The sequence below is a fragment of the Shewanella sp. SP1S2-4 genome, from assembly GCF_031932075.1.
Classification (GTDB): domain Bacteria; phylum Pseudomonadota; class Gammaproteobacteria; order Enterobacterales; family Shewanellaceae; genus Shewanella; species Shewanella baltica.
In genome coordinates, this window is the sequence record NZ_JAUOET010000014.1 from 38120 (window position 1) to 51234 (window position 13115).

The following is a 13115-nucleotide window of genomic DNA, read 5'->3' on the forward strand; positions in this document are numbered from 1 at the left end:
CACCTTTTGCATGCTTTTTGGTCACTAATCAAGCAAATTATACTGAATAGGCCCTAAGATCAAGTTTTGCCAACCCTATTCTGTCCACGATTTTAAAATGCTCTGCGAGTTCAATTTGTTATCTTACTCTGCTTTATCGTGCAAAATCTTAATTGAGATCTAAAACCGTGGCAGGCACGGCATTCGTCAACTCAGCTTCTAAATGGTAAATGTCATTACGGTATTGCTCTTGCCCACTGTCATCTAGCCACGCAGTCCAATACACCAGATGCACTGGCAGCTTTTGAGAAAGTGAAAACCACTGGGGCTGCGTTACATCTGGGGCTAATTTGTCCCATAAACGCTTATCTTTGACTAAATGTTCCTTAAACCATTGAGCTAATTCAGTGACTTTTTCAATCCGAATACAGCCTGATGATAGTGCCCTATCATCCTTATTAAAGAGACTTGGCTCAGAAGTGCCATGCAAATAAACACTAAAACTGTTATCAAAGTGGAACTTATATTTGCCTAATGCATTCTTCACCCCTGGGCGTTGCACTAGCTGATAGGGAAACGAAGTGCTAGCTAAAGCCTGCCATTCTTCTGGCATGTGTTGCACCAATTGACCGTTATAGTCATACACATCAAATTGGCGTTCATTAAGATAATGACCATTTCGCCGAATTTGCGGCAGGATATCTCGGCGTAAAATGCTGCTTGGCACTCGCCAACTGGGATTGAGGACCACGCTGGAAATCTGGCTATCCAGCAGCGGGGTTTGCCGTGAAGACTTGCCCACTATTACTTTGGAATTAAGCACTGAGGTGCCATTATCGACTAAGGTCATTTCAAAGGCGGGCACGTTAATCAGCAAGTAGCTTGGCTCCAACTTACGTTCAAACACTCGTTGCCGAATGGTATTTTTAGCCAGTAAGACAGCCCTCGCCTTTGGCGATTGATTCAGCCAATACATGGTCTGCTTACCAATCACTCCGTCTTGTTTTAACCCATGCCTGTGTTGAAAACGTTTAACACCAACCACCAATTCTTCGCTATAGACAAGGTTCGTTGTTGCTTCTGTTTCTAAATCACCCAAAAGCCACAAACGTTTAGCTATGATATCAAGGAGTGGATGGCTCATTCCGGCCGTTAACTTTTCATCCAACACTAAGGTTTCCCAAGGCTCAGTCGCATCCAATTGCACTAAATGGGCGACTTGTTTTAACACCCTCTGATATTGAGCATCCGTTGGAATAACGGTTAATACTGTGTCTACAAGTGCGCCGTTATTACATTGCGCAAAGGTCTTGATATAACGCCAGTAGCCCGTCACATCAGCTTTAACCCGCGCCACATCAGCCGCTGATAAGGTATTTGGTGATAGCGTTAATTCACGATAATGCAGACCAAAAACAGGATTAACGCCTGCAAGATCCAGCAACAACACCTGTTGTACGAGTGCCGTAAGTGGCAAGACTGCATCGGGCTCAGCCGCTTTACCCTCTGTACTTGGCTGCACATGCTGCATGCTTGGCTGTACGCTAATACTGAGAGCAGATGAAATGGCTTGAGTCTCATCGGCGGCCATCGCCAATGTCGTTAACATAATAGGAAACCAGGCAATAACACTCAGCACTATCAGCCCAAAACGGCAATTCTTGGGTATTTGCTTAGTGTGCGATGCGCGTACAAAGCGGGGGAAATACTGGATTATCTTGTGCAATACCATAAATACTCCCTTCGCTATTTAAGGTCAGCTGAAAACCAGCGATCATGTCAGTCATGTAATACGACTATTCCATGGGGATCAGTTAATTACTAGGGGAAAACTGCAGATTATGAAAAGAAAAAATGCCACTGAGGTCGTCAGTGGCATTTTCATTACTACCAAACCCATTTACGAGCAAACGCTGCGCTAGTGTTGGTTCGCTGTGCGTTAGATATTCGTTAGCAAAAAGACACCAGATCTTCTTCAACAAATTGCTCGGGTAATTTCTGCAGGCTACGTAACATCAAAGGATTCGCTAATACCATCGCCATTTCTTGGCGATTCAATACAGCTAATGCGCTCTGTTGGCAACGAGCCTCATGCACTTTTACATGCACTATGGCTTCCATCGCTTCAATCGGAGTCCCCGCAGCGCGCAAAGGCTGTTTATCTACCATAGCCAAATGCAATTCCATCAACTCAGGGTCTTTAAGCACCTGTGCTAATGTCCAAGGCTCAGCAATGTGTTCTTGGTAAGCGGCACGGGCTTCCTGTGCTTGCAAGCAAATCTTTGCAGGATTACGCTCTTCAGGTGTCGCAAGAATACCCGCATGCTTGAACACTTCGCCGATTTTAACAGAACCCGTCCAAGCTGAAATAGGCACGGCAATCCAGAGTCCAATCAACGCCGGACTCATCCAAGCTAACAAAGTCAAAGAATCCAAAATCGCCGCATAACCTAACATCACACCCGCCAGCATATGCCAGCGGTGACGATAGATTAGCGTCATCCAAGGCATACTGCCATCATCACGACGTTGCGGCGACCAACCACTGTCACGGCCCATCAGAATAGACATCACGGCACCACAATGGATAAACATCATGATAGGTGCAATCAGCGCTGAGAGTATGACCTCAAAAATAACACTGAATATTGCTTTAATCCGGCCACCCACACTGCGAGCAAATTCGCCGTCTTTAAGCAGTAACAAGACGCCGAATATTTTAGGACCGAACAAGACACCCATAGTAATGTAGAACAATCTCAATGCCCTATCCGAGTCCATGATGGGCCAAGTGGGGAACAGTGAAAATTGATCGGTGAAATATTCAGGTCGAATAAAGTGTGCCTGCAGGGCTAACATTAAACCGGTCAAAATCAACATCAACCAGAAAGGTGATGATAAATAGGCCATGATGCCCGTCAGTAAATGCAAACGGCTCACCCAATGCAAACCTTTGGTCGGCAAAATACGTGAATGCTGCAAGTTACCTTGGCACCAGCGGCGATCACGCACGGCTAAGTCGATAATTGACGGTGGACATTCTTCGTATGAACCGGGTAAGTCATAGGCAATAACCACACTCCAGCCGGCACGGCGAATCAACGCCGCTTCAACAAAGTCATGGCTCATGATATGGCCACCAAAAGGCGGCTTACCCTTAAGGTTGGGTAATCCGGCCGCGGTCATAAAGGCTTCGGTACGGATAATGGCGTTATGGCCCCAGAAGTTACCTTCTTTTTGTACCCACCAGCCTAAACCGGTACCAATTACGGGGCCATAAATGCGCGCCGCAAATTGCTGTAAACGCGCCATTAAAGTGGTGCCGTTGATTAGCGACGGAATCGTTTGGATTAAGCCCGCATCAGGGTCGGCCTGCATACGCTGGGCTAAACCTGTGATGGTTGATGATTCCATCAAGCTGTCGGCATCAAGCACTAACAAGTGATCATAGCGCGAACCCCAACGGCGGCAGAAATCGGCAACGTTACCCGCTTTACGGGCGACGTTTTTACGACGACGACGGTAATACACCCGCGAATGCTTATGGGTTTCTTGACGTAACACCAAAAACGCCTGCTCTTCGAGCAAGGCGATATCGGGATCTGTGGTATCACTTAAGATAAACCAATCAAAAGCATGACCATGACCCGTTTGCGACAAGGTTTCTGCCATCACAGAGACCGCCGAAAATACCCTGTCTGGGGATTCGTTATAGGTCGGCATTAAGATCGCGGTGCGCGTATGCAGCTCAGTCACTTGCAGATCTTTTGCCCGCGGTTTGCGCAGCAAAATTAAAAAACCCGCAATACCACTACAAAACGCTAAGGCGATCCAACAAAAGTTAACCGCAAATAACGCCAACACGAGATATTCCAGTGGCGTAATTCCGCCAATACTAAATACCGCGCCCATTTCATAAATAGCGAATAAAGACAGTAATAAAGCACCGCCAACCACTAAGAAGCGGCGCGAAGCACGCGAACGTACTCCATTCGCCACTGTGCTACGGCGAGGGAATCCCTCTGGCATCTTACTTAAATTTTGGGGTTCCATAGCGCCAGGCCGTTCATTAGGCATAGCACTACCACCCACGAGGACTTCCGTCTCGAGTACCGAGTTTTCGGATACAGTCATATCATGTTGCTCCGTCATGAACCTTACAGCGTCCAGCGATAGAGCCAGGTTTCAACCTGACGAGGAGTTGGGAACTTGAGTTCAGCGCGCAGTTCGATAAGTTCTTTATCTTCTGGCTCTAATTCAAAAGCTAAGCGATAGCCATTTTTGGCTGCATTACGGGCAATCACCACATTTGTGACCACACCACCAGACGCTTCTACTTTAGCAACTGGCATTTCATCTGTCATCGGACCTTCAATTTGATAGTCGACCACAAATAAACGTCTTGGTGTTGCTTTAGCAATATCGGCACGGCCACTGGCAGAGCGAGACACATGTACAGCACCGACTTTAGCCGCGGGTTCATCACCCCAGCTCATGCGATAGGCAAAATGGAATTCACTGCCCGCAGGAATAGGCTGACGAGGTTTCCAGTAGCTAACGATGTTGTCATGAATTTCAGACTCAGTCGGAATTTCAGTCAACACCACTGAACCTTGGCCCCAGTTGCCCACAGGCTCAATCCACAGACTTGGGCGACGTTCATAATGTGCTTCTAAATCTTGGTAAGACGCATAATCACGCTCACGTTGGATCAAACCAAAACCCTGTGGCGAGTTGTCAGAAAACGCACTGACCTGTAATTGACGTGGGTTAGCCAATGGGCGCCATAAATGTTCACCACGGCCGTTTAACATCAATAAACCGTCAGAATCATGCACTTCAGGTCTAAAGTCATCGGTATCATGACGACCATTGAGTGAATGCAGGAACATGCTCGTGCTGGGTGCTAAACCAACTTTGCTCAGCTCAACTCGCGGAAACAGCGTCGCTTCAACGTCAATCAAAGTGTTATCACCAGGACGGACAGAGAAAGTATAAGCACCCGCCACACTTGGGCTATCTAGCAAGGCATGCACAACAATCAAGTTGCTGTCATTGTATGGACGTTCAACCCAAAAAGCGCGAAATATTGGGAATTCTTCCCCTTCGGCATCGGCGGTTTTTAACGCTAAACCACGTGAAGATAAACCATAGGCGTTACCTTTACCTAAAGCGCGGAAATAACTCGCACCTTGGAACACCATAAGTTCGTCAAACACACCGTTAGTATTCAGTTGGTTATGAATGCGAAAACCTGAGTAGCCAATGTCGTCATTGGGTAACGCTTGGGTAATCACTTCACCCGCGGTGAAATACTTAGGCTCGTAGGCCAAATGCGTTGCATTTTGTCCTTCCACAATCGCAATCTCAATCAGATCTTGGAAATAGAAGCCACGGTGGAACATTTGCATTTGAAAAGGCACGCCCTGATCACGCCAAATAGACGCAGTCGGGTTAAAACGAATATCACGGTATTCATCGTATGACAATTTAGCCAGGCCGGCCGGTAACGGGTCTTTAAGGGCCACATACGGTTTCGCTGCCAAACGTTTTGCAATCTTCACCACAGTATCGCTATCGAAAGCGCCTGTTTTAGTGAATCTCACTTGATTTTTTGTAGCGGGCTGAGAAATCACTTTCGGCGGAGTTACCACAGGAACTGTCTCGGCGGGTTTTGTCTCTTCAGCGTACGCGACACCAGACAGGGCGACAACAGCGCCTAGCGTCAGTGAACAAATGAGTGACGAATAAGGTTTGGACGATGGGCAACGCAACAAGCTAACCATAGATAGGTAACCTAAAAAATAAACTAAGAAATCAATGTTTTTTATGTATACAGTGAATTTTTTTCATCCTCGCTTAGGGGCGAAAAAAAACAGTTGCTTACATATCGCGAAAGATATCAGAAGGAGAAAAAAACTCATAAATAAAGATGCAGTTAACCCCTTCTACACAATACTATTTGAGAATAAGTTTATACCTAAAAGGAATATAAAAATAACATTATCATGCATATTTTTGCTTTCACAGTTACAAAAGCAGGTTAAGTGATCCAAATGCTACATTTTTGAAAGTAAAATGAGACTTTTTAAAGTCTCAACTTAGTGTGGATGATCTTAGATGAAAAAACGCAATTAGCGAACCAATCTGTTGGTAAACCTAAGAATTTTTTCTAAGATAGCAGACAAACTCACAATTACACTCACCCAAATGTATCAAAACCACTGAGGTGATGTCACTTAAACTGCGGATCTATTTTAAGATGTTAACTTCTGAACTATTACGGCAAAAAAAGAGTCACAGATAATCCGCCCTGCTCCCTTGGCGCGATCACTAAACGGCCTTGGTGCAATTCAATGATGTGATGGCAGATAGATAAACCTAAACCCGCACCTATGCCTTCATTTTCATTCACACGATAAAAACGCTCTGTGGCATTAGCAATCTGCTCCTCTGTCATGCCTTGGCCACGATCCGCAATACAGATACTAATCTCATCACCCAGTGAATGGGCCGACACTGAGATTTCTGATTCCTGCGGGCTGTATTTGCAGGCATTTTCAATAATATTTTTTAGCACCAGCAGCAGATAAAAACGATCGCAGGTCACGGTCAGCTGGGGCGCGATATTGATATTCCATTCATAATCGGTGATTTGTGGCATCAATTGATTAAGCGCATCTTCAACCATAGGCAAGATAGCGTGGGATGACACATTGAGCTCATTTATCGAATCCACCCTCGCTAACACGAGTAACTGTTCAACGGTATGACTCATGTGCACCACGCCGGCATCAATCGCAGCTAGATGAAATTTCTGCTGTGGATCATCGTCAATCAGGCTCTCTAAACCGTGTTGATGTAATTTAATCACAGATAAAGGTGTTTTCAGTTCATGGGCAGCATCGGCGCTAAAACGGCGCTCACGGGCAATGAATCTAGCTATGCTATTGATATATAGGTTTAATGCGCGTCGAACGGGTACGAGCTCTTTCGGTAGCGACATAGTCAGCGGCGTGAGATCGTTCGGCGCCCGCCCAATCAGCTCCCTTTCAAAGGTTTTTAACGGCCGGAACAATAGATAAAACAATAGGCTAACGATAAGTAGTGTCAAAGGCACCACAATCAAGGGCACGATAACCGCGTTGTGCATGATTTGTGATACGAGCTCTTGGCGCACTTCATCCTGCTGAGCGGTGACAATCCAAACATGATTTTTAACCGAGAAAAAACTGAACACATGCCAGAGTTCACCTTCGAACACTTTCTTGTGATAACCCTGCACGAATCGGGTGATAGGTTGATGGCCAATATTGTCCGACAGCACTAAGGCTTCGCCCGCCTCACTCCAAATTTGAAACGCCAATTTATGCTCATAGGCGAGTTTCAGGGCATCGGCTTTTTCGGCAAAGGAACTGATCTGGCTATCGGGAACGTGGAGCACTTGGGGTCTCGCGGTACTCTGGGGCGTCGCACCGGGCTCAGTGTGATAAAACAGCTCCAGCATTTTCGCGGTTTGCAGCATTTGCGCATCGAAGAGTTCTTCTATTTGATGCTTAGAATCCCGAGTACTCAACCAGCTAGAGACAGCAACGGACACTGAAATACCTGACAAAATCAATAATGTCAGTACCAAACGCAGTGAATACACATCCAGCCCCTTTAATCGAATCACTTCAGTTTCCTAACGTTTAACCCTCAGCTAATCACTGAGGTATCAATAGCCACAAACGTGAGTATTGTCACTTAATTCAGTGAATTAATTTATTTCAATCAAGGTATAGCCAATTCCGCGCACGGTTTTAATCAGCTCATTGGCGAGCTTTTTACGCAGATGATGGATATGCACTTCAATCGAGTTGCTGCCGACTTCATCCCAGCCATAGGTTAACTGTTCCAGTTGGCTGCGCGTCAATACGCGCCCTGCTGATTGTGCGAGTTCAAGCAATAATTGGAATTCACGCCGCGAAAGCAGCACATTTTGATCGCGAAAGGTCACTTCGCGGGTATTTAAATCAATGCACAGCGCACCAATAATCAAACTGTTGTGATCGAGCCCGTACTGGCGTCTGACGATGGCGCGAATGCGCGCGGCCAATTCACGCACATCGAAGGGTTTACCGAGATAATCATCGGCGCCCATGTCTAAGCATTCGAGCTTAGTGTCAAAATCAGTATTGGCGGTCAGGACTATTGTAGGAATTGACACTCCCTGCTGACGCCAAGCTTTAAGTAACTCTTTACCGTTACCGTCGGGTAAACCCAGATCGAGCACTATGGCACTGAAGCTTTCATTTTTAACACCCTGTAATGCTTGCTGATAACTATTAAGGTGATCAACCTGCATGCCCAGCTTTGCCAAACTCAAGCAAATCCCTTGGGCCAATAACTCATTGTCTTCAACCAACATAATACGCATTCAATGTCCTTAACAGAGCCTTTTAAAAGAACCCTTAACGGAAAATACTAAACTTAACATCTTGTTGCTGTAAAAATGCTTCCGCATCTTGGCCCTGTAACATGGCCATAGTCGCCAGCATTCCAGCGGTCACGCAGTTTGGCCCTAACACAGTCACGGAGCGCGGCGCATGGACGACGGGATAGCCAGTACGCGGATCGACAATATGGCCGTAACGCTTTCCATCTACTTCAAAAAAGCGCCGTGTATCGCCGCTGGTCGCTAATGCGCCCTGGCTAATAGCCAGTACACTGGCGGCGCGATCGAGATGGCGAGGATCTTCAATGCCCACCTGCCATGGGTTCACTTTGGGCACAGGACAGGCGATATCGCCACCAAAATTCACTAGCACAGGAATATCTGGATAACATTCAGCCAACTCATAGGCGACTCTATCGACTGCATATTCCTTAGCAATGCCGCCAAAATCCAATTTCATTCCCGATGGCATCTCAATATGGCGCGAATCAAACTCGATACGCTCAAACCCCACTAAGGCTTTCGCGGCAAGTATGCGGGCATGTTCAGGCAATTGGGCTTTGGGATCAAAGCGCCACAGCTCCATTAACGGCCCTGCAGAGATATCAAATAATCCATCACTAAGCTGAAAACATTGTTTGGCAAAAGCCAATAACTGCCAGGTTTCTTCATCAATAAGCTGCTTATGACCATAGGCATGGTTTAATTGCCACAGACAATTCTGCGCAATAAAGCGACTGTACTTATGTTCAATACGCAGCGCCTCAGTGACGGCCATATCCAACATATCGTCGGCAATATCGAGTTGATCGCATGCGATGAGTATTTCACAGGGACTCGCCATGGCTCTAAATTCGCCTACATAACCCCAATCACGGCGTTGCAGCGAATAAAGTGCGGTTTTTAGGGATGATGTTGACATCATAAATCACCTCTTTACATGGCACCCCACTGGGATTCAGCTTAAATAAGCTCAGGGGTAAATTGAGTATGGGTAGCTAAGCTACCCATACAGTTTAACGCCTTGCTATCTGAGTCAGTAGCATTATTTCGTATTAAAAAGAATAACTAAACTGTGCTGTTATCGCCTTCTGCGTCGGGAACAGATCAAAGTTTTGCAGCTCTCCTGGGATAGTAGTGCCGTTATTTTTCGGATCCTGTTGGTAATACTCTAAGCGATACGACATCTCATGACCGCCCGATAATCGATGGCCAAATTTAATCCCTATCGTATAAGCCGACATATCACCGATACGATAATCGGCACTGGCAAACTCGGGCAGTGGCGCATCTGCCATCAAGAAAGGTTGATAGAAGTTAGCCGCCGTTTGTTGGTAATAACGTAGATGCAATTGACCGTAAAAATTGCCCGTAAAGTAATAACGGTAATGGGTTTCTAAGGTGTGCGATGTGAGATCCCAATCATCGGTATTATAACGATAGGAAAAATCCACCACGCCCGCATCTAACGCGCCTTTAGTCATCACGTAAAAGCTATGCTTCAAGCGAGCATCGGGGCGGCTTTCATACAAGAGATCCTGAGTGATGCCATTGTTATCCACCACACTGAGTACTTTATAGGGATCGGTTAAATAGCCATTCACACTCGATAAACCATAATTGGCCTGCAACAACCAGCGCTGGCTCAGTACTTGGGTGATGCCTAGCATCACATCGGCGGTTTGCTTGTTATCGCTGCCACTTTGACGAGTCGCATCAAATGCGCTGCGGTATGCTTCTTCACTGGCGAAGTTATCGCGAACCGCCATTGAGGATAAATCTACCGGACGTCCACCGACAGGATCGACCACATCGAAGCTGTAAGCTGTGCCTAAAAATAACGTCGTGTTGTCTTTATTGAAGCCGCGTTCAATACTGGCATTGAGCCCCATTGACATATAATCAAACTCTTTCGAGCCATATGCGCCAACATTGAGTTTCCAATCTGGTGTTAGCACTTCACTCCAACCGACATTGGCTTGTACGCGAGTATCGTGAAACGTGTCATCGAGCGGTGTATCGCCCGCTGCCACACTGTATTGGCCATTGCCCGAAGGACGAGTAAAGGTTTGGCTGCTACTTTGGGCCACAGCGCCCGAAGCCGAGGCACCGGTTAAGCTATCGACCACCAATTTGAGATCCAGCACGCTATCATCGCCAAAGGCTTTTTGCGCTGTACCTATGGCTTCAACGGCCTGCACTCTATCCTGCTCACCGTAATACATTAGCGCAGCATCGACCTTCCAGTCGTCAGCTTTTTTAGATAATTCAGTCGCGTGGCCACTTGTGGCAAACAATCCACAACTGGCTAAGGCTAACGCACCCGCAATCTGTTTCGATTGTCTTGCATTTATTTGATTCTTTTTTTGGGTCATAGCTGACAACACCTGTAGGTCACTTTCATCTATTCAATACCGCGGGATTTCGCCCCTGAGCTCATCACATCTATTCGTTACATCTAAGGGCAACTAACACCAACGGAGAGTTTAGTTACAGCCACATCCACCACCGGCAAAGGTGCGACCGCCGCTACTGCCTTCTTTACTAAAATAAATATGATCATCGAGCGCCAGATCGAGCTTTTCACTGTCGAGCGCCATATCAGCGCGTGCCAACTGGCCTTTCTCCCACGGCTGCACCCCTAAATTTGAACAACCACTCAAACCTATAATGAGTGTGACTGCGACTAATGCGGGTTTAAGCATAAATTACTCCTTCAGTAAACTAACGAGCTCTTGCTCGTATTCAGCGGCTTTATCGGCATAAAAACCAACATGATGCTGCACTAACTGACCTTGGCGATTGAACATGAAACTGCTCGGCATACCCAGCAAATCGAAGCTGCGCGCGACATCACCTTCTGGATTGAAACGCACTGAAAAATTGGCAGGGACTTGTTTTAAGAATTCTTGGGCTAACTCGTTATCTGTATCTAGGTTGATTGCCACGACGGCCAAACCTTGATCTTGATACTTTTTTTGGATCTCATTCATCCACGGAAAGGATTTACGGCAAGGCCCACACCAAGAGGCCCAAAAATCGACATAAACGACTTTACCTTTAAACTCACTCAGAGAAACAGCTTGGTTTAGCGCATTAAACACTTGGTGATCCAACGACGGCGCGGCTTGTACGCCAGCGGCCATTAAACTAAGTAACAACAATATTTTCTTCATAGAATATTCCGCGTTAACGATTACCTTTGAATCTATTAACTGAATCTTAAGGTTTTCTTAAACAAGCTGATATAAGTCCAATTAAGCCGTATGCGCAGACTCCCCCACTTAAGGTCGGCATTTTCAACAGCGTAACCTTAATTACATGAGCGCCGATTAAGTGACCGATTTCATCCAAAATGGCAAATATGAGACATTTTGTCCCATTAGGAAAAGTGAAATTAGATCTGCGTCATGTTAATTAAATGTCAAATTCAGTTCTATCACATCTCTTGAAAATTCTTGATATACATCAAAAATCTTTACACTCCAACGGCCTAAACTGACCCTGTCAATTATGTAAACCCTTACCAATTTACATTTAAATAACAAAAAAGGTTGACCCATGGACACACATGCAGCCCTATATGAACAGGGAAAGGCGCGCTTAGATGCGTTACGCCAATTCGCTCCCCGTCAACAACAATCGCTGATTGAGAAAATGCAACAGCACGGCATTAGTCGCCGTGATTTTATGAAGTGGAGTGCCATGGTGACGAGCATGCTCGCATTACCGCTCCCCTTTAGTAACTTAGTAGCCGAAGCTGCCGAATTAGCCGACCGTGTACCCTTAATCTGGTTACACATGGCCGAATGTACTGGCTGCTCAGAATCCTTAATTCGTACCGATACCCCCAATCTAGATTCGCTGATTTTCGATCATATCTCCTTGGAATATCACGAAACCTTAATGGCTGCTGCGGGTTGGCAAGCCGAAGAAAACCTCGAAAATGCACTCGAAACCTACAAGGGCCGCTATTTACTGGCCGTTGAAGGGGCAATTCCGACCGCCAATAACGGCAGCTTCCTCACTGTGGGCTGTAAAGGCCACACAGGGTTAGAAATCATCAAACATGCTGCAGAAGGCGCCGCCGCGATTATCTCTGTCGGCACTTGTGCAGCGTTTGGTGGCGTGCAAGCTGCCTATCCAAACCCAACGGGGGCGAAAGGCGTGCACGAAGTGGTCAGTAAACCCGTCATTAACTTAGGCGGTTGCCCACCGAGCGAAAAGAACATAGTCGGCACTTTGATGTACTTCATCATGTTCGGCAAATTACCTGCGCTGGATATGTTTAACAGACCAAAATGGGCTTACGGCGCGCGGGTACACGATAACTGTGAACGTCGCGGGCGCTTTGATGCCGGTGAATTCGTTGAAGAATTTGGCGATCACGGCGCGAAAGAAGGCTACTGCCTGTATAAAGTCGGTTGTAAAGGTCCTTACACCTACAACAACTGCCCTACCGAGCGCTTTAACCATCACACCAGCTGGCCAGTACTTGCTGGACACGGTTGTATGGGCTGCTCAGAACCTAACTTCTGGGATGACATGGCCGACTTTGAAAAACCCCTTGGCCGTCAACTCCTCCATGGATTGGATGCGACCGCAGATACTATTGGTGCGGTGATTTTAGGCGCGACTGTGGTGGGCATTGGAGCCCATGCCGTTGCCAGTATTTTTGCCAAACCGCTGGAGGAATAAC

The 13115-nt window shown here is 46.5% G+C and carries 10 protein-coding genes; 1 reads left to right on the plus strand and 9 read right to left on the minus strand.

The features are described 5' to 3' along the window. Window positions 1–148 precede the first annotated feature (148 nt). The 9 genes from Q4Q52_RS13755 to Q4Q52_RS13795 all read right to left on the minus strand — a co-directional run bounded on the left by Q4Q52_RS13755 (window position 149) and on the right by Q4Q52_RS13795 (window position 11592). Complete coding sequence (locus Q4Q52_RS13755; RefSeq protein WP_311990869.1) at window positions 149–1711, minus strand: L,D-transpeptidase family protein; 1563 nt, start codon at window positions 1709–1711, stop codon at window positions 149–151. Between the two features lie 218 nt (window positions 1712–1929). Further along, window positions 1930–4113 carry a glucans biosynthesis glucosyltransferase MdoH gene (gene mdoH, locus Q4Q52_RS13760; protein WP_311990870.1) on the minus strand — a complete coding sequence of 728 codons (2184 nt, stop codon included), beginning with the start codon at window positions 4111–4113 and terminating at the stop codon, window positions 1930–1932. 23 nt (window positions 4114–4136) lie between these two features. Continuing rightward, window positions 4137–5765, minus strand: coding sequence for a glucan biosynthesis protein G (locus tag Q4Q52_RS13765; RefSeq protein ID WP_011846652.1), 1629 nt, complete (start codon window positions 5763–5765; stop codon window positions 4137–4139). Window positions 5766–6259: 494 nt separating this feature from the next. Beyond that, window positions 6260–7654, minus strand: a complete 1395-nt coding sequence (locus Q4Q52_RS13770; protein ID WP_311906598.1) for an ATP-binding protein — start codon at window positions 7652–7654, stop codon at window positions 6260–6262. 84 nt (window positions 7655–7738) lie between these two features. Then, window positions 7739–8398, minus strand: coding sequence for a response regulator transcription factor (locus Q4Q52_RS13775; RefSeq protein ID WP_006081389.1), 660 nt, complete (start codon window positions 8396–8398; stop codon window positions 7739–7741). Window positions 8399–8432: 34 nt separating this feature from the next. After that, the gene (locus tag Q4Q52_RS13780) at window positions 8433–9341 is read right to left on the minus strand and encodes an FAD:protein FMN transferase (protein WP_126492094.1); all 909 of its coding nucleotides are present in this window, start codon (window positions 9339–9341) and stop codon (window positions 8433–8435) included. 130 nt (window positions 9342–9471) lie between these two features. Further along, window positions 9472–10791: a DUF3570 domain-containing protein gene (locus Q4Q52_RS13785; protein ID WP_311990871.1), complete on the minus strand. Its 1320-nt coding sequence runs from the start codon at window positions 10789–10791 to the stop codon at window positions 9472–9474. 111 nt (window positions 10792–10902) lie between these two features. Next, window positions 10903–11121, minus strand: a complete 219-nt coding sequence (locus Q4Q52_RS13790; protein ID WP_107947232.1) for a DUF4266 domain-containing protein — start codon at window positions 11119–11121, stop codon at window positions 10903–10905. Window positions 11122–11124: 3 nt separating this feature from the next. Further along, window positions 11125–11592 (minus strand): TlpA disulfide reductase family protein, encoded by a 468-nt coding sequence (locus Q4Q52_RS13795; RefSeq protein ID WP_107947230.1) that lies wholly within the window; start codon window positions 11590–11592, stop codon window positions 11125–11127. A 385-nt stretch (window positions 11593–11977) separates the two neighbouring features. On the opposite strand from Q4Q52_RS13795, the gene hyaA reads away from it, so the two are divergent. Then, window positions 11978–13114: a nickel-dependent hydrogenase small subunit gene (hyaA, locus tag Q4Q52_RS13800; protein ID WP_006081384.1), complete on the plus strand. Its 1137-nt coding sequence runs from the start codon at window positions 11978–11980 to the stop codon at window positions 13112–13114. The last annotated feature ends 1 nt before the right edge of the window (window position 13115 follow it).